Here is a 23,346-nt window from a genome sequence, read left to right on the forward strand (position 1 = left end):
CACAAACCCATTTGACTGGTGAACGGATTAAGAAAGCACTGTCAGATCGCGTTCACTATGACCAAACAGGTGTTGTGATGCATCGCGATCTTTTTAGTGCATACCTGAGTAGATACATCAATAATGACGAAGATAACCTTCTATTGCATCTTGCTCAAAGTGAGTGGGAAAGGTTGGAGCCAATCTTAATGCAGGCATGGAAGGAATTTCAAATAAACTGCGAACAATTAGGCATGTCCGAACGTAGGCTGAGTCATTCATCCTTAGAGCAGTTCTGCATGAAGCCAGAAACGGTTAGCCAGATAGCTATTAATGAGCGAAAAGCTAACTTTAATTCCTGGCCTGATTCCTCGTCACGAAGCGTGCGAGGAGTGGCTCAACTGCCTGAAAATTAAGCGGATTTACCAGTTGGCGATAATTTGGGTTTCCCGCCTAAACTGCGGAAATACACGCTACCAACGGTGGCTAAAAACAGAAGGTAAGCGATCGCTTCAACTATATACAGCTTGTCGGTGTAACCAAACAAGGTATGTAGAATAATCCCAGGGAATTTGTCATCTGGTAACATTTTGGTAGTATTCCAAACCATCGGCCCTAAAATGCACGATGGGTCTTTGGCAAAGTGTTCGTAGTAGAAACATAATGCTTCGGACTGGCGATCCATCTGCGCTAAGGTATGGACGGCGGTGTCGAAATGTGCTAGGGCTGATATAACTAAGCCAGAAACGATCAACAGCAATAATATCCCCATGATTTTGAAGAATTGGCGGATGTTGATCTTGATGCCCCACTTAAATAGTAAAACGCCAATTCCTACCGCACCTAACAATCCCGTCACAGCACCGAAGGCGGGAACCCAACCTTGCTGAAACTTCGCCAAAATAAATAAGACGGTTTCAAAGCCTTCGCGCAAAACGGCGATGCATATTAAGCTGAAAATGCCCCAAGCAGCAGTGTTATTTTGTTTTAAGGCGGAACCGACTGCGCCTTCGACTTGTGCTTTGAGGGTGCGTGCTTGCTGAGTCATCCAGATTAGCATCCAACTCAGCATTGCGATCGCAATAACGCTAAAAACCCCTTCCAAAAACGGCTCGATTGCGGGTGCGTACTTGGGATTAGATGCGCTTAATTCTTGCACCACGAAGCCAAATAACAAACCCACCAAAGCACTCGCTATGAGTCCAACTCCCACGCCAGCATAAACCCAAGATTTAAGCCCTTGTTGCTGGGCTTTTTTGATATAAGCTAGGACAATTCCCACCACGAGGGCGGCTTCTACTCCCTCGCGCAGCGTAATTACAAATGTCGGTAAAGCAGCACTAAAATCCATAATTTCTCATTGGGTAATCGGTAATGGGTAATCGCCAAGAAATTGTTACTATAAATATAACCCAATTACCAATTACCAATTACCCATTAGCGTTTAACTGAAATCCCGCAACATTTTTTTGATTTCTATGGTGTGCATTTCTTCTGTACCGATCATGGTACGAACAAATTCTTCTAGATAAACGCTGGCATTTTCTACTACGTCGAGTAATTCTTTGTACAATAACAGCGCTTTTTTCTCATGGTGCAGTGTCTCCTCTAAAATATCCTTGACCGCGTGTTTGTAAGTCTCCTCGATCGGTGCAACCCGCAGGGTAGGATGACCTTCTAAACCTGTGAGAATCTCTCCCACTTGTTGAGCGTGGGTCAAAGATTCGGTCGCTTGCAGCTTGAAAAAGGTGACAATCGGAATCCGATTCGGGCCAGTCACCATCAGTGAGTAGTGGGTATACCGCACGACACCCGCTAGTTCAAATTCCATGATGGTGTTCAGCAGGTGGATGGCTTTCTCCTGGTCAAGTTCTCTCATCAGTTGTTAGGGGTAAATTAGGCCAAGTGTGATTTACAATTCTAGATTTAATTTGAGTCTCCATAATCTTTCTTTCCATTTCTTTCAAGATTGGCAATTGAGATTTAGCGGCACGTTTTTGTATTTAACGAGAATTATTCTCAGGATTTAGGCAAAGAAACCGGGTTTCTAGGAAAAATCATCGCTTTGTCATCAGAGATAGAGGCAGAAACCGGGTTTCTATGGAAAATAGCCGCTTTGTCATCAGAGATAGAGGCAGAAACCCGGTTTCTAGGAAAAATCATCGCTTTGTCATCAGAGATAGAGGCAGAAACCCGGTTTCTAGGCAGAATTTTGGCTTTGTCATCAGAGATAGAGGCAGAAACCGGGTTTCTAGGTTGGGGGCGATCGCAGGACATAGCTCCAGGTATGCTCAGGTCTAGAAACTAAAGGTGGTGCGAACCGTTCCTACGTAGATGGTGTTGTTGCTGTCATTGTGTTCTGGATTGGTAATTACGATTACTCCCGGAGTGATAGAGATATTGTTAGTAGCTTGGATGCGGTAGAACGCCTCTAGGTGTAATGAGGTGTCTTGGTCTTCGCGGGTGTTGATGTCGTTATCGGTGACTTTAGGTGGCATCCCAACGACAAATCCAGCTAGGTTGCCTTTTTTACCCAGATCTGGGAAGCCGAAGGTGACGGCCCAGTTGAAGATTGTGGCATCATTGCCTTTGTTTGCTCCTGCTTTGGCTTCAGCTTGAGTTAAACCCAGCCAACCGGAAAGAGTAAAGTTCTGACTCAACCGGAAGGTGCTTTCCAAACCATAGGAATGGGTGAAGGTGGCAACTTGATTGAAAGGTCTTCTGGCGAAAGCACTGCCGGTACTTCCGGAAGTATCGACGCTGGTACCGGGGAAGTAAGAATTGACGTAGGTGAGTGCCACACCAAAGTTTTTAGTTGGCGTCAAGGTCAGCTGAGCTAAAGCACCATAGTTACCATCAAAAAGTCCTGCTTTGTCGCTGGGATTGTTGGCATTTCTAGCTCGGTAAGCCACTGTTAGATTGACGGCGTTGCTAAATTGATGGTTGAGGGCAATCCCAGGCCCTTCGGCGAGGCGGTAAATGGGGCTAAACCGCCCAAAACGGGAAATGGAACCGCTACCGTCGCTTCTGAGCAAGGGATTGAGGGGATCGGCAATATTTTCTGAGCCATAAGCATTGGCAATTACCCAAACTGTGGTCTGCTTACCCAAGGGGAAGCGATAGTACATGTCATCAATGCGAACGTCGTTTTCCTCATTCCCATCAAAGGAGAGGCGGGTCATGTTAGTGCCGGTGACATCCCCGCTGAGGGGGGTGGTGTTTCTGCCTTGCAAGCGCACTCTTAGTTGGTCTTTGCCGCTGAAGCTGGTATCAAAATTGAGACGGGTGCGATGGCTCAAAGTGATATTGTCTTCTATATCATCTTGGCTGTTAGCCTTTTCGTCGCCGAAGGCACCAGCGAGGGCAAAGATAACTTCTCCTCTAAGTTTGGTTGTGGTGGAAAACTGATTCGCTTCCAATCTGGCAGTGCGTGCTTCCAGCGCATCGACGCGCCCCCGCAATGTGGCGAGTTCGGCGGCAAATTCCTCTTGCAAGCGCCGGATTGTGGCGATGTCGTCTCGACTCGGCAAGTCGGCAACAGCAGCGGCAATCAGTTCTTGAATTCGGTCTAAGCAGGCATTTAACCCAGCGGCAAATTCATAGCGCGTCAAGGCGCGGTTGCCCCGATACGTCCGATCCGGATATCCTTCTATGCAACCATAGCGTTCGACCAGAGATTGCAATGCCTGGAATGCCCAGTGGGTTGGGTCTACGTCGGTAAGCTGAGATACCGAGGTGACTTGATTGAGACTGTCCCTCGACCCTGGCGTTTCTGTTGCGATCGCTGTACTACAGAACGTCAACGCAGCACATAATGCTGCTGGTGTCAACAGCAGAGACTTCCACACTAGGGAGCATGTCAACTTTGTAGCCGACACCCTAAAGGGTGTCGCTACACAAACAAAGCCTGCCGACCCAGGCTTTAAAAGCTTTAGCCCGCTAAAGCGGGCTTGGTTTGTATAGCCACACCCTTCACGGTGTTGGTATAGATTTGCATTCCTGACATGCTCCCTCCACACTATTTCAGGCATTCTTAACTCACTCCTCTATTTAAAATTTGCCCAAATTTCCCATCAGCCATTTCCAATGACTTTTTGAGAGTTTTGCTCAATTGTTTTAATCAATTGCGTCACTTGGTCTGGTGTTTTTACGGGTGCGGGGGGTGCGGTGACGCTAGGCCAATTTTTTGCCAGTTCCGCCATGCTGGTAGTAATGGATTTATGAGCTTCGGGATGCTCTTTTGCCATTTGAGCGGCGATGGTTTGGTAGAGAGTATTGGCGTAGATAACGAACCCGCGCGAGTCTTGATATTCAATCAGCGCTGATATTTTATTATCAGCGATCGCCGCCCCATATTCCGCATTCGCCGCATCGAGCAACTCGTTAATCACTTGCAGCACAAATTTAGGCGACTGGCGCTGCCCTTCCGGTATCCCTTGGATAGCACTATCCACCGCTTGCATCGAATTGCCAAATTCTGTGGCAACTTTGGCGTCTTTGGGTTGAGATTTCACCAAATCTTGCAAGCTAATTAAAGTTGTCTTGAATTCTTTAACTTTACGCTCGTTTAACTGATCTTCCACATCGGTATAAATTTCTTCCACCGGGTGTCCGATGTGGGGTTCTGCCTGTTTTGCTTGTTGTAAATCTAGGAGTTCTTTTGCCACTAAAAGATGTCCTTTCATCAGACCTAATTTGGTCATGTAGTCAACATCTTTTGCTTCTCCAGTTAGCACCACATCTTCAATGGTCACCATTTCTTTAATCTGGTCAAACTGCGCTTGAGTTAGTACTTTTTTCGAGACTAATTCTTCAGGAGAAGCGTAGGGACGACCAGCTTGAATTTGATTCGATAGCGCCGGAATGCCTAACTTAGCTTCTAATTTATCTAACTCGGACAGAATCGCCGAATTGATGTTAATTTTCTTGCCACCCCCGTGGTTATGACTATGTGTTTCAGTATTACTTGCTACTGGTGATGTGGCGGCTGGGGTTTGTGTATTGTTGGTAGTCGTAGAACTGCTACAGCCAGTTAACGCGATCAAGCTGACAATGGCAACGGTGTAATAGTAAGAACGAAAAGCGCTCATGATAAGGATTTTCTTAGGGGATAAATCAGAACCTCATTATCCCATTTGATGAGTTTATTTTTCAATAAGCCAATGAGAAATTTTGATTAAAATCCTGGCTTGCGGGCGTGCTAGGTGTAATTGTTGCAAATTTATCGCAAACAAAAACCGGGTTTCTAGACGTTGAGGACTTCCAACAAACCCATACAGCCGTTTTGGGCAATAATGTCCTGATGGGGATGGAACATGTACTTACCGGGGTAGCGATAGGAAAATTCCAGGATGTGCCTTTCCGCAGTCCCCATCGTAATTACGTCGCTTGTCTCGCTGGGAGTCAGAGTCATCCCCGTGCGATAGACATCGAAGAAATTGGCGTGGAGGTGAAACGTCGCCGCCGGATCGTATTCAATCATGTTGAGGACGTACAGCCGAATCAGTTGGTCTTTGTAGATGGGGATGGGATGGTGATGGTAGTAGTCGGGTAACCCGTTAAACGCATAAAGTTCGTTGCGGTTGTCGTCGTTGATGTCGTACCCAGCCATAATTAATACCATCTCATCCGCTGGCTTTCGTCCGCCGGGTGGATCGACGATGAACATGCCGTACAACCCTTTGCCGATATGACGGGTCACCGGCTCAACGTGACAGTGGTATAAATGTACACCATAGGGTTCGGCGTCAAATTCATAAATCGTGGCCTTGCCATTGGCGATGGGTTTGACGCCATCTGCTTCAGGGGGATGGGTGCCGTGAAAGTGCAGCGAGTGGGAATGTCCGCCTTGGTTGTAGAATAAAACGCGGATGCGATCGCCTTCTTTTGCCCGCAAGGTTGGTCCCGGTACGCGCCCGTTACAATTCCAAGTATTAAAAGTTACAGCACTGTTGAGTTGCAGCGTGGAAGTTTTGGCTGTAATCCGGAATTCGCGGAGCGTGCGTCCGTTTTCTCGCTTAACAGTGCCGTAATCAAAATCACGCAGGACTTGCAAAGGGTTAATCCCGTTACCCCCATCTGGCGTATCGCCGGGTAAGGGTGGTATTTTTACTTGTGGCAAGAGTTTTGCACTCAGGGTTTGCAGTCCCAAAGCTGCACCCGTGACGCCAACGCCGCCTGCTAATCCCAGTTGCAAGAGTTGGCGTCGAGTCCAAGGTTTTCTTTTCTCTGGTATGGGAAGATTCTGCATTGAATTGCCAATAATTCCTAGTTAATTGTTGCAAGTTTATTCAAGAACCAGTTGACAATATTATGCATTTTGCCAGAGAACTGCTCCTTGGAGGGCGGTTTACCCGTTAAACCCAGTCCTACTTGGGGAATCCATCCCAAGGACTAACTTCCAGTATGCCAAGGGATGTAAATACTACCCTAAAGTCAACTACAGGGGTATTCGCGGCGGCAGAAGATGGCAGCAAGTTTGCCAGAGGCGTTTGTTGAACCAAATCCGATGCAGCTTGATTGATCGGTTTGAAGGATGCGATCGCTCCGGAAGCCGTCACGCTGACGCGGTAGGTTAAACGCTGCGCCAATCTGCGTCCCGATTGCCAATCTGTTGCAATTTGGTCGTACACCTTCTGGTTTAATGCCCTTAGCTGAACTCGGTCAGTTGGATTAACCGTAACTTGACTGTCATTAATCACAATCTGTTCAGAAGCATTATTGCCAATAGTCGGATTTACGATCGCAGTGGACTGGTTGGCATCTGTTATTTTTTCTGGTTGTGCCAGAGCATTTGTGTTACTAATGCTTGCCATTGTTTCAGCAGAATTAGCAGGTTGAACCGCTACCGATGGATTATTACTGGTTGTAATTTCTCCCGGAGGATTAGCAGGTGTAACTGCTACCGATGCATTATTAATGCTTGCTATTGTTTCAGCAGTCTTAGCAGGTTGAACCGCTACCGATGCATGATTACTGCTTGCTATTGTTTCAGCAGTATTAGCAGGTTGAACCGCTACCGATGGATTATTACTGGTTGTAGGATTATTAGCAGGCGTTTGAACGGCTACTGCTGTATCAGAGGGCAGGTTTAACTGCCCCTCATCGGTTAAAGATTTGACGTGAAACCCAGCAAATTTTTCATGCTGACTGACTCGCCAGAAAGAAATAGGATAACTCCCCGCAATCAGGAAAAATACTCCCACAAAACCCCAAACATATTTGTGCATTTCCCTGGCGGGCATTGGCTTGATCTGTTCTTGCATAACTAAACCTCACACTTTTTACATCAACGGTAAATAGGGGAACAAAGGATGCCAACTCATAGCAGTGGCTGCAACGAACAAGGCAAACATCCAGAAGAATATCGTTCTTGATTTAACGTTCTTGTTCCTCAAGATCGCGTAAAGAATAGGCCAACTCACCAGCCAACCTACTAACAACATTGTTTCTTTGCCGGTGTAACTGCCAATGTTGCCCCACATTTCGTTTGTATTGTAACTTCCCGGTATCCATGCGCCGAGAGAGTGAACAAATTTTTCCGTTGCTTTAGATTTATCTGCATCCGACAAATGGTGCGTCACCATCATCGTCACGCAGCCAATTCCCGCACTAATTAACGCCGCCGCTGCTGGTCCAGAAACAGTGGGTGGATTTGTTGAACCTTCAGCCAAGCCGTTGGGAAAGTTTTTTAACCATCCCCAAAATTTGCCGTATATCGGTTCCTCTTCTGCTACCTTTCTTGTGACGCGAGTTAGTTGCCGAGTCATTTTATCCGCCTCCGAATCTCTCTACTTTTTCAGTCGCGATCTTTTCTCTCAAAACTCTCAATGCAATATTTTTACAATGCGTGGACTTTAGCTACACCAAGTCCTGTGACTAATCCGCCCATTGCAAAAAACATCATCGCCATTAAAGCCACGCAGGTTGCTGTGAGAACGGGTCGGTTTTCTTTTTCTAGAATTGAGTCGCCGTAATGCCACAAAATCCAGGTGCAAGCGACTCCCAAGGGCAAGGTAAATAACACGGTAAATTCGTGGTATTCCATCAAGACGTACTGCACTAAAGGCGAGTTTTCTTTCAGCCATGCCCTGGCGCCGCCGAAGTTTAGACCGGCGCGGTATCGCATGTAAGCTAAATTGCCGGTAGCGATTCCCAAAAATGCGATAAAGGTTGACCAAAACGTCAGAGTACGCATTTGGGGCAGGATTTTATTCACGCCGCGCAGCAAGGGAAAGGCTAAATGCCCTGCATACACGGCTACGACAGTCGCTAATAATGATGCAAAGCCGTGAATTGTTCCCATCCATCTCTGCCAAGGACTGGGATGCAATAAGTTAACGAATGGCAAGAAGAGAAACATCCCTGCCGATAAAAAGCTGAGGGCGTAAACGCTGACCTTCGCAATATCTAGCTGTTTGGGAAATCCCACTGAAATTGAATCAGGCTGGGATTGCATTTCCATAGAAAATTTTTCGTTCATCTGGCTACTCAGAAACGATTGACAAGGGGACATATAACGCTTTTCTGCGTTTCTATTTATTGACAAATTGGATGCTTCTGCCACTGAAGCGATCGCTTCTTGAATCTGAATCTATCACCCTCACCCTTCGACGATCGGTTATGGTCTCGGCGTTTATGTGATAGAGAGAAAACTTTTTTTACAGATTCCTAGCTTATTTTAAATCTTACTCCTTTTTTAGTATAAATTTGCACTTCGTTTATGTTTATTTAAACAATTATTTTTAAATTAGCAGGCTAATGGTGATAATTTTTACTGATGTAGTAAAGCTGCAATAATTATATATTTTCATGAAGTTGATTTTTTCTTTTTACTCACAGACCTGACAATGCTCTTGACTTCCTCGTAACTCAGCCGTTGTTTTTGGCTGACTATCTCGATGCTGGAGTTGTTCGCTTGCTCGTAAATGCTTTCTTCATATCGATGGGTATATCTTCTACGCCAATCGATGAAATCCAGTCGCTCTGTGGAATAGCGCTGGCAAGCTTTACAATAAAACTGACGGCGCGGCAGATGCAAATACACCGTTTTGCCAAAGGCTGGTAAGTCTCTTACCATAATTGGTCGCACTTGATGCAATTCTTCGGTATAGTTACGGCAATGAGGACATTCAATTCCCTCGGCTAAAAAGCTTAACCTCAAACAAATCAAATCTTCAGAATCAGTAAAGGATTCGACAATCGCGCCTGGTAAATTTAGTAGATGTGTCAGATGTAGATGCATGAATAAAAATGTTGCTCCTGATACCGTTGTCACCATGAACTGCAAATTTACCTGTACTTAAGTAAAAGCGTTGCTGGCAAATTGCCAACAGCCAAATAGATATTTTATTGAGGTGGATTTAAAACTCAAACATTCCCACCTCAATAGCAAAAACTAAAGAGTTAAAAGCTTTGTTTAAAAAACTTCAAAATTATTTCAACAGCTTAACTTTTGTGAAAGTGCTTCCCTTTCTCTCGATCTGTAAGCATTCGTACTTACCGACGCCAAAGTCGGTGTCGGCTGCAATTTTCTATTTTCCATAGTTAGGGGATATCTGGCAGGGCAGGACCCTGCTATTGAAAATTATTTGCAAAAGTTTCTACTGAAATTAAATATACGAGGGCGGGAGTTTATTGTCAATAATTGTCATTTGTACCGATGGGCGGGCGAAGCCTAAGATGAGGAGAGAGCATGGGAGGCTTGCGTCTTATGGTACAGACCCCGACAAAAACCCTGACGCTGGAAGAATTTCTGCAACTGCCAGAAACCAAGCCAGCCAGCGAGTACATCAACGGTCAAATTATCCAAAAACCAATGCCACAGGGAAAACACAGTAAATTACAGGGTAAATTGGTCACTAAGATTAACCAAGTGGTCGAGGAGCGTCAGATTGCCTTAGCCTGTCCAGAATTGCGGTGTAGCTTTGGCGGACGGTCAATTGTACCGGATGTGGCGGTGTTCGCTTGGAATCGGATACCCGTTGATCAGAATGGCGATATTGCCAATGTATTCGAGGCGGCTCCAGACTGGACTATTGAAATTCTCTCCCCAGACCAAAGTCAAACTAAAGTCACCAGGAATATCCTGCACTGTCTCAAACACGGTTGTAGATTGGGCTGGTTGATGGACTCGGATGAACGCTCTGTGCTGGTTTACCCACCCGGACAGCAACCGGAACTGTTTGAGGAGGCGACAGATTTGTTACCCGTTCCGGACTTGGTTGCAGAGTTGCGGCTGACGGTGGGGGATGTGTTCGGTTGGTTGAGGTTGGGAAGAGATTAGTAGGGGAGACGCGGAGAGTGGGAGACGCGGCGACGGGTCGAGTTGTGGAAATATTAGCCACTTTCCTAAATGAAAAATATTAGTGGTGATGGGGGATGGCGGCGCGAGGGATGGGGGTGGCGCATCCGGGTGCGTCTGCTAGTAAACAATAAGGACGACTGTAGCCCAGGGGTGATTCTAAAGCGTGCTGTAGTAAGAAATCCCCATCGCTCATTACTTGCTCGGTTTTACCATCGAAGACAACTTGACCTTGACTTAAAACTACCGTGCGATCGCATAATTCCAATGCCAGATCCAGATCGTGGGTAGCAATTAGTTGAGTTAGGGGTAAACTTCGCAATAGGTTGATTAACTCGCGGCGCGATCGCGGATCTAACTGTGCCGAGGGTTCGTCCAATACCAGCACCTGGGGGTTCATCGCTAAAACGCCTGCGATCGCAATCCGTTTCTTTTCCCCCCCAGATAAATTCTCCGTATTCCGCTGACCATAGCGTTCTGGATCGATACTCACCGCCGCCATTGCTGCTAGCACTCGTTTTGTTAGTTCCTCCCCGCGCAAACCTTGATTCATCGGACCAAAAGCCACATCTTCCCAAACCGTGGGCATAAATAATTGATTATCTGGATTTTGAAATACCAACCCCACAAAATTGCGAATTTCTGGCAAATTTTCGCTACAAACAGGCCATCCGCCGATTTTCACCCGTCCTTCTTGGGCAATAATTATACCATTTAAGTGTAATTGCAACGTAGATTTTCCCGAACCATTCGCACCGATTAATGCCACTCGTTCGTTAGCTTTGATCGATATATTAATTTCCCGCAAAGCTGTCGTGCCATCGGGGTAGGTGTAGGTGAGATTTTCGATCAATATCGGGTTGTGGTGCATTGGAAGTTTGCTAATTGCTAATTGGTAATTGCTAATTGCTAATTGCTAATTGGTAATTGGTAATTATTATTACTATTACCTATTACCCATTACCGATTACCATTTAAATAGGTAAATAACTTGTCCTAGTAGTGTCAAGATTAAGGTTAAAGTTAAAGCGAGGATATCGCGTCGTCCACCGGAGGGAACGTCCAAGGCGGGTGGAATGCCTTGATAACCGCGGGCTAGCATGGCTTGGTAGATGCGATCGCCCCGTTCGTAAGTGCGGATAAACAGCGACCCCATCATGTTGCCAATCACTTGGCGTTTCCAGCTACCGTTACCCGTAAAATTGCGCGATGCAGCTGCCCGCCGCATGGCATTAAATTCCCCAATTAACACGCTAATATAGCGATACATTGACCCCAGAGTTGCTACCAATAACCGTGGAGTTCGCAATGCAACTAATGCATTCAGCAACGCCGGAATTGAAGTCGTAAGCGTTAGCAGATTTAGCATTATTAGAGATAGCAGCGCTTTGGTTGTAACGCTCCCCAATACCAACAACCCTTCTGTGGTAATTTTCACCGTTCCCCAAGATGCTACAACCTCGCCACCGCTGCGAAATAAAGTTCCTAACAAAACAGCGCTAATAAAGGCAAATTCTACGGCAATTCGCTTTAGTAAAACTGGCAACTTTATCCGACTAATTAATACAACACCCACTACGCCCATTGCATAAATTGCCCAAGACCACCATCGACCGTTGGGAGTTAAGGCAATAGCAAATACGAGCAAAATCGTACACAGCAGGCGCGTGCGGGGCGCCAGCTTGTGCCACCAAGTCTTGCCTTTGCTATCGATATCGAGATGAAATGCGTTAACGTGCAGCAACATTGAGGGAGAATTGGGGATTTTAGATTTTAGATTTTAGATTTTGTCGGGGCGGGTTTTCCCAGCCAATTTTGACTCTTACCGATAATTTGAATAAACCCGCCCTGTTGCAGGATTTTGGATTGAAACGAGGTTTACTCTTTTCTCACCGGAAGAATACCTATTTAACCAACCACAGAGACACAGAGAACACAGAGAGAAGAGAAAAGAATGAAGGAATTTTCTCACCTGCTCACCTGTTCACCTGCTCATCCCTCTCGCTATCAATATCATGACGGCGAACTACTAATTTACCAACGCCCCAAGCTAAGCCAAAGGTGACTAAAGTGCCGACTAGACCGGCGATTGGGGTTGCGAGCGCTTCCGGTACGCCTCGCGCGGCATACTCGTCAAATACCTGATAGAAAGGTAACTTTTTAGCCGGTGTTTCTTCAGTTGCTTTCGTATCAAATTTTAAATCTTGGGAGACGCGGTCTAAACCATCGGGATTTTGACTGGCGAAGGGAGAAAGTAAGACTGCAATTAGCAGGGAAACACCCAAACCAGCAATAATAAAAGCCCGGTTGCGCGAGGGCGAATTTGTATTACTCATATCTTTATCAACTCCTTATCGCGATGAAAGAGGACGAGAAATAGATCCGATCCTTTTGCGGGGCGGATGATAAAGTAAATCCGGGCGATTCCGCCAAACAAAACTGACTGTCACCAATGTAATTAACGCTTCTCCAATCGCAATTATTACGTGCCAGCCAGCCATTGCAACTAGGGCAATTCCTAACGGTATGGTTCCCGATAACGCTAGCTGAATCGCACACAAAATCGAGGCAATTACTACACTTGTCCAAGCCGCAACAGCCGTACCAATTCCAATGCCTCTCCAGCTATCTCTGCCCAGGGCATGGCGAATTGTGCGATAAAGATAGTAACCGCAAAACGTGCCAATTAATCCCATATTGGTGATGTTTGCACCCAAGACTGTGATACCCCCATCTTGAAACACCACCGCCTGCACGATAAATACTACCGCCATGACTAACGATCCAGCCCAAGGCCCTAATAAAACACCTGCCAGCGTTCCACCTAACAAGTGTCCCGACGTTCCTCCTGGTATGGGAAAATTAATCATTTGAGCCGCAAAAATAAATGCCGCACACACTCCCATCAAAGGAACTGCCCGTTCTTGATATTCTCCCTCGACTCGGTTTAGACATAGTGCAATTAAAGCGATCGCAACTATCCAAGTGACGAGGCTAACGGGTAGGCTCAAAAAGCCATCGGGAATGTGCATGGCTAACTGGGGCTGTATTACCCAGTGCAGCAAGCTTGAGAATTCGATTGTAGAGGATGGAAGTGCGATCATTTTTGCTTACCACTTGGCTGTTAGCTGTTTCCAAGCCCCAATATAATTCGGGGTTATGTTACCGATAATCATTTTCTAAACTGCGATATTATAACGCTTGCAATTTTCTAATAAAACCTGCTTTAAGTCAACTATGCAATCCTACGGGGGGGTATTTATAAATGATTCATTTTCGGCTAATACCGCTGATATTGATTCAAATCTACCCTGAGATAGATGTGAATTCAACGAATCTATATTAATAAAAAATAAAATTTTTTGATATGAGATGTAAAAAACATTATTAACTTGTCCCTCGTCAAAAGATTGTAATCCTTTAAATCAAAGAACACCCATTATTCTTAACAATTAATTTATAAATGCTGGGTCACGAGGCCATAAACCCGGTTTCGAGGTTGATCTCTGCCAAACAAACGATTTTTGGTATCACCAAAGTTTCTTTGGGTAAGTGCTATGGGTATTAAGCAGTACGTCGGGCGAGTTGGGCGACGACGGAAATTAACTGAGCGGGTTCGACGGGTTTGGGCAGGTGCATCCCGAAACCGGCATCGAGGGCTTTTTTGCTATCTTCTTCCCGCGCATAGGCGGTGAGGGCGAGGGCGGGAATTTTGGCGATTTCAGGAGATGGGGAAGTTCTCACCTGATGGATGAGCTCGTAGCCATCGGCTTCGGGCATTCCAATATCGCTGATCAGTACGTCGGGGTGGTATTGTTGGAGGGATGCGCGAGCTTCCTCCACCGATGTCGCACTGGTTACCTGCGCCCCACCCTCCTGTAGCGCCGCCATCAAAAAGTCACGAGTATCCCCATCGTCATCAACTACAAGTACGTGCAAACCATTGAGGGGCATCGGTAATTGGGCATTGGGCATTGAGTATTGTTTATTCTCACCTGCTCCCCTGCTCCCCTGCTCACCTGCATTTGCCGGAGTTTCTTCCAACAGCGGCAACATAAAGGTAAACGTCGCCCCCTGTCCCTCTCCTGGACTATCGGCGCTGACGGTACCGCCGTGGTGTGCAACCAAATGACGCACAATTGCCAGTCCTAATCCCAATCCACCGTAGGATCGAGTTGTTGAACTATCCGCTTGACGAAAACGCTCGAACACATAAGGTAAAAATTCAGGACTGATACCTTTGCCAGTATCGGTGACGGTAATTTGGACGTATTTGGTAATTGGTAATGGGTAATTGGTAATGGGTAATTGTTCGTTTTCACTACCCTCGTTCTTTGAATGTGTCTGGGAATGGGATGATCTATTACCCACGATCGCTGACAGTTTTACTTTTACTCTTCCGCCTTCGGGTGTAAACTTAACTGCATTTGAAAGCAAATTCCAGACAACTTGCTGCAAGCGTTCTGCATCTGCGAAAACACGTAGGGGCGGGTTTAAGGAAAGATCTGAGCTTTCAGCAGACAAGCTGTTTAAACCCGCGCCTACAGATTCAATTTGAATATTCTTATTCGCCGCTGTGGGTAACACCGAATTAATCGCCGACTGGATAACGGGTACGAGGTTAATCGGGCGCATATTTAGACGGACTTTGCCTCTGACGATGCGCGAGATATCTAAAATATCATCGATCAGTTGCGCTTGAGATTTAGCATTGCGTTCGATGGTTTCGAGAGCGCGTTCGGTTGTGGGTGCGTCGTATTTGCGCGAGCGCAACAATTTCGCCCATCCTAAAATAGAATTAAGCGGTGTCCGCAATTCGTGGGAAACAATCGCTAAAAATTCATCTTTGATGCGGTTTGCTTGCTCTAATGCTTCTGCCTGTTTCCGCAGAATTTCGCTTTTTCGCAGTGCTGACTCTGCTTGCTGGCGTTCGGTAATATCAATTCCGCTACCAATAACATACTGAGTCGAACCATCCGCATTTAACAAAACGGTATTAGACCAAGCAATCAAGCGGCGAGTTCCATCTTTTGCTACCCAGTAGTTTTCATGCTGATTCGGACGACTCCCCTCTTGAAGTTCTTGAAAAACAGCTTTGACTCGTTCTACCTCTTCCGGAATTAATAACAACTCCCAAACATACTTACCTTCAACTTCAGCCAACTCATATTGGGTTAATTCCTCGCAAGCGCGGTTAAAGCCTACAATGCGTCCTTGAGAGTCCATAACTATCACCAAAGCCCCCGTAGTATCGAGAATAGCAGAAATAAAGTTCCGCTCTTTCTTGAGTTCTGCCTCTACTCGCTTGCGTTCGATAATTTCATTCCTTAATTTTTTGTTAGCTTTGACTAACTTATCCGTCCGTTCTTTCACTCGTTCTTCCAGAGTTTCGTTAGCGCTTTTAATTTCCTGAAATTTTTGATTAAGCGCCACTGACATGAGCTGAAAGTTTTGGACTAAAGCTTCTATTTCTGATACCGAACTATCTATCCAACCAATTGGTTTTTGCTCCATTATTTTATGGGGCAAGTTAGTCGTTTCGCTGGCTAATTTTGCCAGAGGACTGACTAACTGACGGCTCAAAAGCCTTGCTAAGACAAGCGCCAACACGGCGATGGAGAGCGTAATACCCAGGTCGATGATATAAACATTTTCTAGATAGCTGATATAGGGTGCAGCTGGGACTGCCACAATTAGTTTCCAGGGAATGTTGCTACCAAGGTTAGTTTCTTGGACATAAAATGATTTTTTCCACCGCATCATACTTGGCAGTTTTCCTTTAGGCGGTAGCCATTGATAAACCCCATTAATTTTTGGTTTTATTTCTCCACTTCGGCTACGTTCCAGGCTTTGGCTTACCGCTGGTTCTGCTTGACTGCTGGCAATAATTCTCCCCGTTTTATCTATCAGATCTATTCTTAATTCTTGATTATTAACTTGGGATTTTAGCAGTTGACTGATTTCTTTCAGGTTTAACGTAGCATGAACTAAACCACGAAATTGTTTATCCACAATAACGGGGACGCCTATCTCAACATTTTGCTTGAAATTCAGCCCGATATAAACATCAGTTATTTGGGGGATTAAGCTGGTTTTTACTTGGGGGAAAATCGGTTGTATAGCTATATTTAAACCCAGGGTCGATTCCCCTGTTTCATTAATAATTGGATTTGCGGCAATAACAGTACCGGCGGGGTTAGCAACTTTCAGTTTAGAGAAACTTGAAAATGTCCGCTGGAGCAGTTCTGTGCTTTGCTGGAGCTTGTCGATCGGTGTATTTCCCCCAGCAATTCGCGCTAATTCTGTAAGTGCTTTCAACCGTTGATCGTACCAAGATTGCAGCTCAAAATCTAAGTCTGCGGTAATAGATTGCAATTCGCTCTGAATTCTATTTTCAGTATTCAGCATCACCCGATTCCCGTCGAATACCATTAGTATCAGTGCCGGAAAAAATACAAAAGCCACGAACAAGTTTAATAAGCTGCGCCGGAATGAAATAGTTCTTTTTAGCTGGGGACGACCGACCCATTTATAAATAGGTAAATGCGCTATAATCAGGTTGGCAATTAGAGCGTTAAAAATCCCGTTAACCGATTGTTTTAGGACTACGAGCAAAGCTTGTTTTGTCTCGAAATTGAGAAAACCAGCATAAAATATCCACACCAATGGCATCCCGATGAGCAACCAGTAAATGCCATCTAGCAGCAGTATGTTTTTGCGTTTTTTTTGGAAAAAGTAGCCGACAAATATTGCTTCGCAGATCAGAACAATTGCTGCATAGAGATGGTTCCAAAGGATAAATGTATGCCAGCTAGCTATAACTACTGCTGGAATACCCCAACTTAGTCCAAACAGGTACAATACTAGCAATACGGCGATGCTGCCAAACAGAAAATCTATGCCAAAAAACAGTGAAAGACTAAAATAGTTACCTAGATACGCTGCTGCAATTAGCGCGACTAGAGCCAGGGTTGACTTTTTTTTAAGTTTTTTAAGGGTTAGCATCATTTTGCTAAAATTCCAGGAGCAATTTTTAAATTTCTGAAATCGGCACAAACAAAAAGGTAAGTATTGGGACTGGTCAGAGGTAAGTTTTCACCGCAGTAGCTTATATTGTATCGCTAATAACTTCAAGGTAGTCAAATTTGTTGTATGTGGCACAGGACTTACGCTCAAAGGAGGCCAGAAACTAAGGTGATACGTTGATCTCTGGTTGCCAAACCAACGATTTTTCGTATCACCTTAGTTTCTTTGCGTCAGCCCTCAAACCGTTGGCAGCAGTCAAGTATCATTGGTAATAGGTCATATGTGATACCCAATCTATCACCAAAGTTTCTGCGTAGATCTCTGGTTCTAAAGCGACGATTTTTTATAGAAACCCGGTTTCTTTGCCAGGACTTACCCACGACGAATCTATCACCAAAGTTTCTGCGTAGATCTCTTTTTCATAGAAACCCGGTTTCTTTGCGTCAGTCCTGTGATAGAAAAACCTTATTTACAGCTATGACCCTATCTTAAGTCCAAGCGCGAAAGAAAGTATTATCCTGCCAAGCGGTAGTTGTGCGTTGCTCAATTTCTGCTAGTGCGTTTTGATCCAGGGGTTGAAATGCCTGCGCTACGCCGATATTTGACTCCAGTTGTGCGACTGTTTCGGCAGCAATAACGGCACAATGCACCCCAGGTTGTGAAAGTGCGTATCCAAATGCTTGGTGCATTCCATCTAATACGCCTGGTTTGAACAAGCGTCCGTATGCTGGCACTTTCATGGCAATGATTCCCACATTTTTTTGCCGCGCAACTGGTAGCACTTGGGGAATAAATGGACGCGGATGGTGTTTATCTGCGGCGTTTACGGGGATGAGTGCGGTATCGAAAGCATAGCGGCGCAAACCTTCGGCAATAATATCTGGTTCGTGGTGTCCGGTGATACCAACAAAACGCACGAGTTTTTGCTGTTTTGCTTCTTCTAAGGCGCGCGCTGCTCCATCCTTGGCGAAAATTTTATCTAATTCTGCTTCAAAGGAGACGTGGTGGAGTTGCCACAGATCGAGGTAATCTGTTTTGAGGCGGTTGAGACTGCGCTCTAATTCTCGCCATGCACCATCACGATCGCGCGCTGCTGTCTTACTCGCCAAAAACAGGCGCTGGCGATAGTTGGGCAATACTTTGCCTAAATAATCTTCGCTTGGTCCGTAATCTGCGGCTGTATCAAAGTAGCGTATTCCCAATTCTAAAGCCCGTTGGATAATTGCCACGGCTTGCTTTTCGGCATTATCCCACGATAGGGGCGTTTGTCCCGCACCCCCTAAACCGAGTATCGGGACTTTAACCCCTGTATTCCCTAACAAGCGTTCCGGTATTGTGGCGGATAATGAAGCCGATGTCACGTTGCGTTTGATTGCCGTAGTGCCTACTATTGTCCCAGCAACGGCGATACTTGTGGCTAAGAAAGCACGCCGCGTTTTTTTTCCCCTCATATGCCATCGCACCAAAGGTAGCGTAAATGGATTTTTAGGGTGCAGGTAGACTATCCCAGCCAAACCTTACACCCTACACCCTATTCTTGCTTATTGCTCAAGGATGAACTTTATCTACTTTTTGGCGATAATCCAGATCGCGTGAACTAGCCCTGGAACGTATCCCAAGAGCGTCAAAAGGATATTCAGCCAAAATTGTCCCCCAAGACCAACTTGTAGAAATACTCCCAATGGGGGAAGAAGAATAGCAACTATGATACGGGCGAGATCCATGTCCTACCTCCTGTTCGGTTTGTCCAAGGGATCGCTGCTTCTATGATAGACTTCGCCAAGCGAGAGCGGGAGAGCGAGAGGGAACAGGAGAAAGATAGCCAGATAATTTTAGGAACTTTTAATTAGAACACCTTGGCATTTGGCGTTACCTAGAATTGCCTGTAGTAAAAACTTACCTGCGTGTCCGTCCTATTGCCAAAATTGATTTCCCTTTTTCCCTCTCCCTCGTTCCTCTCTCTTTTCCTTACCTCCAAGTCGGTTTCAAAAACAGCCAACTTACAAAGAAGAAGGACGCTGTAAACAGTTGAGTGATATCCCAAGCAGATAGATAACCATCCGCCAAGGCGGCGATCGTTCTATCGGTGATACCGAAAATCCAAGATGAAATCCCCACCAGCCAAATGCCGCTTCTGAGGTTTCTCAAAAATATAGAAACTTCGGATGATTGCTCTTTGTTCATGACTTCCGCCTTATTTTTGGCAATACAATTCCTCTCAAGCCGCCGTTGCTGCGCTTGAGCTTTTTTGAGTACAGGACTTACCTAAAGAAACCGGGTTTCTATGAAAAAATGGATATCCCACCAAGAAACCCGGTTTCTAGGAGCGCCTAAGCGTCAGTCCTGGAGTATTTGCACCCTTGCGTTACTTCTATGTTAAGAAATATTATTTCTTCTTGCCATAGTGCCAAAGATATACATGAATGACTGTATCGAAGATAACTTTTGTCCCTGTTCGGTAAGTAACTATGCCTTCCTTCGTTGATAAACTGATGCACTTTGTTGTCGGGTTAGTTGTGGGAGCGGGTTATTGGTGGCTGCTTGAACGCTACGCAAAAGTTGGGGTCAAACGGATTAATCCCATCTGGTTCTTGGTGATGCTGATCTGGGGAGCTAGCGGGTTATTTCTATTCCGAAAGTTAAATATTCCGGTTTTATCGGGTGACATCTTCTATATGGCGGTGCCAGATTGGGATATTCCACTCTACAACTCGACGAGATTCAGGTTTTTAATCCACCGCAGCTGGTTGTTTCATTCCGCTTTGCTCCCTCTAGTTTTGCTAGTCACCAGTTGGTGGGGAATGCAGCGCCGTCGCAGCCAATTTAACAGCTCTCACCAATGGTGGCGGTGGTTGCGGGATGGGGCAATTGGTTTATCTGTGGGGATGTCGGCGCACTTAATTTGGGATGCGTTGTTATCTTCTACCAAACAGGGATTTGTAATTTTTGGCTGGAGTCAGTCTGCTTCTCTGATTTGGTTGGCGTGCCATCTAATTTTGGGATTGGGTATTCCGTTTTTGATGATTTGGGCGATCGCAGATATAGCTAATGGCAGAACCGTAAATTAGTTGGTACAAGGTATGAGGCTTAATCAAGTTACTGTTATCGTAACCGATATAAATAGGTCAGTATAATTTTATCGCGGACTAGGTTTGAGCCAAATTGTCGGTGGTGATTCGCGCTATGCTCGCTTTTTATGTCCGGATGGAGATGCAACTTTTTCACTTGAAAAAAAGCCGGAAGTTATCCCGCAATCAACAACTATTATTTACTTCGAGTGCGACAATCTAGACCATACAGTTAGCGATCTAAAAAGCAAGGGTTATGTTTTCGACCAAGATCCGACCGACCAAAGTTGGTTGTGGAGAGAAGCGTACCTGCGCGACCCGGATGGTAATATAATTTGTCTTTACTATGCAGGTGAGAACAGAATTAATCCGCCCTGGCGATGGGTAGTAGATAGGTGCATTGACTGATACTTGAGTTATACTATATGGCAAGTTAAGTAAACTCAGTGCAAAACTGACCTACAACTTATTGAGGGAGGTCGTGAATAAAATTTGATTGTTTAATTGGCAACACCTAACTATTGATTGTAAAAGTAAACTTTTAGGTTAATAAAAGTGACACACTTGAAGACTACAAGCTACTTCAGGGAACAGGTGTTGCAGAAGCGCCCATACCTCAGTATAGAGTTATGCGCCAGTATTATAGCTAATCCATTAAAAAGGGAGGAACAGCCTGATGGACGTATCCGCTTTTGGGGTCTTGATCCGGAACGAGAAGGTAAATACATTAGAGTGGTGACACTCGAAGATGGTGAAACAATTCACAACGCCTTGCGAGACCGCAATTTCACCATAACGGATGTAAGCTAGAAGGCAGAACAAACTATTTAAGAGGATTGATAGACCCCATCCTATACTGAGGATGGGGCTTTTATAGAGGTGTAGGTTAGCTATGAAACTGCTTTACTACCCAGAAACGGACTCGCTTTACATTGACCTGAACTCAGGATCTAGTGAGGAATCACTAGAAATTGCAGATGGGGTGGTGATAGACTTCGATGCCGAAGGTAACATCGTCGGCATCGACATTGACAACGCCTCAACAAGATTGGATTTGAAAACACTCGAAGCAGTAAACTTCCCTGCTTTGCTCAATCAAATGGGGTGGACTATTAAAGTTGCGTAGCATGGAGACGAAATTGGAAAATATTTAGGATGTCATCTGAATGGCAATTCATGGCGATCGCAATCGATTTCGGTACAAGCAACACTGTCATCACCCGCTGGAACCCTGTCACCCAGCAACCCGAAACCTTGAGTCTACCCAGTCTTTCCCTAACTCAAGCTCAAAATCCGCCTTTGATTCCCAGTCTGCTATATGTCGAAGATGCCTCTTCTGATCAGGTTGTGGTCGGTCAGGCGGTGCGGGACAAGGGTCTTGACCTCAAAAACGACCCCCGCTTTTTCCGGGGCTTTAAACGCGGCATAGCTGCGGATATTCAAGGGTTTCTCCCCGAACTCGATGGCAAAATTATCACCTTCGAGCAAGTCGGGCAGTGGTTTTTAACCGAGATTATCCAAAAACTCCAATCTAGTTTGCCTGATGTGGGCGAATCTTTGGTATTAACTGTGCCGGTAGATAGTTTTGAAGCCTACCGCAATTGGCTTTCGTCGGTTTGTCAATCTCTGCCAGTCGAACAGGTGCGGCTGATTGATGAACCCACGGCGGCTGCATTAGGCTATGGTATGACTAACCAGCAACTTTTGTTGGTGATCGACTTCGGCGGTGGGACTCTGGATTTATCTTTGGTGCGGTTAGATGCGAGTTCTCAAGCTGGTACAAAGCCTTTGGGTTTTATTTTGAAATGGGGGAACAAGCAACTAGAAAATTCAGCCCAAAAAAGCAAAAATGCCCGCGTTTTAGCCAAAGCTGGACAAAATTTGGGCGGTTCGGATCTGGATAATTGGCTGGTGGATTATTTCGCCCAAACTCAGGGAATTGCATCGACTGCGCTAACGACTCGTTTGGCAGAAAAAATCAAAATTCAACTATCTTTGCAACAAAAGGCAAGCGAAGTTTATTTTGATGATGAAACCTTTGAAAGCTACGATTTGCAATTGGAGCGATCGCAGTTTGAATCTATCCTCAAAGAACGCAAGTTTTTTGACCGTCTCGACGAGTCGATGACCCAAGTCCTTCAGCAAGCAAGGCGGCAAGGAATTGAAGTTTCCGATATCGATGCGGTTTTATTAGTCGGCGGGACGGTACAAATTCCGGCGGTACAAACGTGGGTGCAGCAGTATTTTGAGCCAACGAAAATACGCTGCGAACGACCTTTTGAAGCGATCGCTCAAGGTGCATTGCAACTCACCCAAGGCATCGAACTGAAGGATTTTCTCTACCACAGCTACGGTATCCGCTACTGGGATCGGCGTTTAAACCGCCACAACTGGCATCCTATTATTAAAACTGGGCAACCTTACCCGATGAGCGAACCTTTTGAATTACTCTTGGGTGCATCGGTAGAAAGCCAGCCCAGCATTGAATTAATTGTGGGAGAATTGGGAGTGGAAACTGGGGGGACTGAAGTGTATTTTGACGGCGATCGCTTAGTTACTCGTTCTCTTGCTAGCGGTCAAACCCAGGTACAACCCCTCAACGATCGCGATGGTGCGAGAACGATTGCCCAACTGACGCCCCTTGGTTTTCCGGGAAGCGATCGCATCAAGGTCTTTTTCCAAGTCGATGCCCAACGCTTCCTCAGAATGACGGTGGAAGATTTACTCACCAAGCAAACTCTTTTAGATAATCAACCCGTCGTTCAGTTGAGTTAAAGACAATTGCAGATTTGAGATTTCAGATTCCCTTCGGGACACGGCAATCATCAAATTTTCATTTATCCAGAATATCTTGGATGCCGTGTCCCTACAAGATTGCGGATCGTTTTTCTTCAATTCGCGTCGGGACACGGCAATCATCAAATTTTCATTTATCCAGAATATCTTGGATGCCGTGTCCCTACAAGATTG

At 45.5% G+C, this 23,346-nt stretch carries 24 protein-coding genes and 1 pseudogene; 7 read left to right on the forward strand and 18 right to left on the reverse strand.

Annotated features, from left to right (window positions below; genetic code table 11):
• Window positions 1-11: 11 nt before the first annotated feature.
• Window positions 12-395 carry a hypothetical protein gene (locus ACE1CM_RS38880; RefSeq protein WP_374884297.1) on the forward strand — a complete coding sequence of 128 codons (384 nt, stop codon included), beginning with the start codon at window positions 12-14 and terminating at the stop codon, window positions 393-395.
• On the opposite strand, the gene ACE1CM_RS38885 is transcribed toward ACE1CM_RS38880, so the two are convergent.
• Together ACE1CM_RS38885 and ACE1CM_RS38890 are read right to left on the reverse strand one after the other, a co-directional pair.
• Complete coding sequence (locus ACE1CM_RS38885; protein WP_374884298.1) at window positions 392-1,330, reverse strand: FTR1 family protein; 939 nt, start codon at window positions 1,328-1,330, stop codon at window positions 392-394. The genes ACE1CM_RS38880 and ACE1CM_RS38885 overlap by 4 nt on opposite strands.
• A gap of 93 nt (window positions 1,331-1,423) precedes the next feature.
• A complete protein-coding gene (locus ACE1CM_RS38890) occupies window positions 1,424-1,858 on the reverse strand; it encodes a bacterioferritin (protein WP_374884300.1) in 435 nt (144 codons plus the stop codon).
• A gap of 186 nt (window positions 1,859-2,044) precedes the next feature.
• Between ACE1CM_RS38890 and ACE1CM_RS38895 the strand changes: the two genes are divergently transcribed.
• A complete protein-coding gene (locus ACE1CM_RS38895) occupies window positions 2,045-2,287 on the forward strand; it encodes a hypothetical protein (protein ID WP_374884301.1) in 243 nt (80 codons plus the stop codon).
• Here ACE1CM_RS38895 and ACE1CM_RS38900 read toward each other — a convergent pair.
• The 7 genes from ACE1CM_RS38900 to ACE1CM_RS38930 all read right to left on the reverse strand — a co-directional run bounded on the left by ACE1CM_RS38900 (window position 2,277) and on the right by ACE1CM_RS38930 (window position 9,259).
• Window positions 2,277-3,809 carry an iron uptake porin gene (locus ACE1CM_RS38900; protein ID WP_374884302.1) on the reverse strand — a complete coding sequence of 511 codons (1,533 nt, stop codon included), beginning with the start codon at window positions 3,807-3,809 and terminating at the stop codon, window positions 2,277-2,279. The two genes, ACE1CM_RS38895 and ACE1CM_RS38900, sit on opposite strands and share 11 nt — an antisense overlap.
• 243 nt (window positions 3,810-4,052) lie before the next feature.
• Window positions 4,053-5,069 (reverse strand): ComEA family DNA-binding protein, encoded by a 1,017-nt coding sequence (locus ACE1CM_RS38905; protein WP_374884304.1) that lies wholly within the window; start codon window positions 5,067-5,069, stop codon window positions 4,053-4,055.
• A 155-nt stretch (window positions 5,070-5,224) separates the two neighbouring features.
• Window positions 5,225-6,229 (reverse strand): multicopper oxidase domain-containing protein, encoded by a 1,005-nt coding sequence (locus tag ACE1CM_RS38910; RefSeq protein ID WP_374884305.1) that lies wholly within the window; start codon window positions 6,227-6,229, stop codon window positions 5,225-5,227.
• Window positions 6,230-6,347: 118 nt separating this feature from the next.
• Window positions 6,348-7,244, reverse strand: a complete 897-nt coding sequence (locus ACE1CM_RS38915; RefSeq protein ID WP_374884307.1) for a hypothetical protein — start codon at window positions 7,242-7,244, stop codon at window positions 6,348-6,350.
• 18 nt (window positions 7,245-7,262) lie between these two features.
• Entirely contained in the window at window positions 7,263-7,748 is a 486-nt protein-coding gene (locus ACE1CM_RS38920; protein ID WP_374884309.1) for a hypothetical protein, read from the reverse strand.
• 71 nt (window positions 7,749-7,819) lie between these two features.
• Entirely contained in the window at window positions 7,820-8,461 is a 642-nt protein-coding gene (locus tag ACE1CM_RS38925; protein ID WP_374884311.1) for a hypothetical protein, read from the reverse strand.
• Window positions 8,462-8,788: 327 nt separating this feature from the next.
• Window positions 8,789-9,259 carry a transposase family protein gene (locus ACE1CM_RS38930; protein ID WP_374884313.1) on the reverse strand — a complete coding sequence of 157 codons (471 nt, stop codon included), beginning with the start codon at window positions 9,257-9,259 and terminating at the stop codon, window positions 8,789-8,791.
• Between the two features lie 432 nt (window positions 9,260-9,691).
• Between ACE1CM_RS38930 and ACE1CM_RS38935 the strand changes: the two genes are divergently transcribed.
• Window positions 9,692-10,264, forward strand: coding sequence for a Uma2 family endonuclease (locus ACE1CM_RS38935; RefSeq protein WP_374884315.1), 573 nt, complete (start codon window positions 9,692-9,694; stop codon window positions 10,262-10,264).
• 79 nt (window positions 10,265-10,343) lie between these two features.
• Here ACE1CM_RS38935 and ACE1CM_RS38940 read toward each other — a convergent pair whose 3' ends face one another.
• The 8 genes from ACE1CM_RS38940 to ACE1CM_RS38975 all read right to left on the reverse strand — a co-directional run bounded on the left by ACE1CM_RS38940 (window position 10,344) and on the right by ACE1CM_RS38975 (window position 19,492).
• Window positions 10,344-11,153, reverse strand: a complete 810-nt coding sequence (locus ACE1CM_RS38940) for an energy-coupling factor ABC transporter ATP-binding protein (RefSeq protein ID WP_374884317.1) — start codon at window positions 11,151-11,153, stop codon at window positions 10,344-10,346.
• Between the two features lie 96 nt (window positions 11,154-11,249).
• A complete protein-coding gene (gene cbiQ, locus ACE1CM_RS38945) occupies window positions 11,250-12,029 on the reverse strand; it encodes a cobalt ECF transporter T component CbiQ (protein WP_374884319.1) in 780 nt (259 codons plus the stop codon).
• A gap of 229 nt (window positions 12,030-12,258) precedes the next feature.
• Entirely contained in the window at window positions 12,259-12,618 is a 360-nt protein-coding gene (locus ACE1CM_RS38950; protein WP_374884320.1) for a PDGLE domain-containing protein, read from the reverse strand.
• Between the two features lie 15 nt (window positions 12,619-12,633).
• Window positions 12,634-13,386 carry an energy-coupling factor ABC transporter permease gene (locus tag ACE1CM_RS38955; protein ID WP_374884322.1) on the reverse strand — a complete coding sequence of 251 codons (753 nt, stop codon included), beginning with the start codon at window positions 13,384-13,386 and terminating at the stop codon, window positions 12,634-12,636.
• Between the two features lie 460 nt (window positions 13,387-13,846).
• Window positions 13,847-17,290 carry an ATP-binding protein gene (locus ACE1CM_RS38960; protein WP_374884324.1) on the reverse strand — a complete coding sequence of 1,148 codons (3,444 nt, stop codon included), beginning with the start codon at window positions 17,288-17,290 and terminating at the stop codon, window positions 13,847-13,849.
• A gap of 506 nt (window positions 17,291-17,796) precedes the next feature.
• Complete coding sequence (locus ACE1CM_RS38965) at window positions 17,797-18,759, reverse strand: aldo/keto reductase (RefSeq protein ID WP_374884326.1); 963 nt, start codon at window positions 18,757-18,759, stop codon at window positions 17,797-17,799.
• A gap of 114 nt (window positions 18,760-18,873) precedes the next feature.
• Window positions 18,874-19,032, reverse strand: coding sequence for a YqaE/Pmp3 family membrane protein (locus ACE1CM_RS38970; protein WP_374884327.1), 159 nt, complete (start codon window positions 19,030-19,032; stop codon window positions 18,874-18,876).
• 244 nt (window positions 19,033-19,276) lie between these two features.
• Complete coding sequence (locus tag ACE1CM_RS38975) at window positions 19,277-19,492, reverse strand: hypothetical protein (protein WP_374884328.1); 216 nt, start codon at window positions 19,490-19,492, stop codon at window positions 19,277-19,279.
• 284 nt (window positions 19,493-19,776) lie between these two features.
• On the opposite strand from ACE1CM_RS38975, the gene ACE1CM_RS38980 reads away from it, so the two are divergent.
• The 4 genes and pseudogenes from ACE1CM_RS38980 to ACE1CM_RS38995 all read left to right on the forward strand — a co-directional run bounded on the left by ACE1CM_RS38980 (window position 19,777) and on the right by ACE1CM_RS38995 (window position 23,151).
• Window positions 19,777-20,376, forward strand: coding sequence for a hypothetical protein (locus tag ACE1CM_RS38980; protein WP_374884330.1), 600 nt, complete (start codon window positions 19,777-19,779; stop codon window positions 20,374-20,376).
• Between the two features lie 78 nt (window positions 20,377-20,454).
• Window positions 20,455-20,784: pseudogene (locus tag ACE1CM_RS38985) on the forward strand (VOC family protein); the annotation flags it as partial.
• 484 nt (window positions 20,785-21,268) lie between these two features.
• Window positions 21,269-21,502 (forward strand): DUF2283 domain-containing protein, encoded by a 234-nt coding sequence (locus ACE1CM_RS38990; RefSeq protein ID WP_374884331.1) that lies wholly within the window; start codon window positions 21,269-21,271, stop codon window positions 21,500-21,502.
• 50 nt (window positions 21,503-21,552) lie between these two features.
• A complete protein-coding gene (locus ACE1CM_RS38995; protein WP_374884336.1) occupies window positions 21,553-23,151 on the forward strand; it encodes an Hsp70 family protein in 1,599 nt (532 codons plus the stop codon).
• Here the strand turns inward: ACE1CM_RS38995 and ACE1CM_RS39000 are convergent.
• A partial coding sequence (locus ACE1CM_RS39000; protein WP_374884333.1) for a hypothetical protein occupies window positions 23,119-23,346 on the reverse strand: 228 nt, incomplete at its 5' end. The genes ACE1CM_RS38995 and ACE1CM_RS39000 overlap by 33 nt on opposite strands.

It is taken from the genome of Microseira sp. BLCC-F43 (assembly GCF_041929235.1).
Lineage (GTDB): Bacteria > Cyanobacteriota > Cyanobacteriia > Cyanobacteriales > Aerosakkonemataceae > Microseira.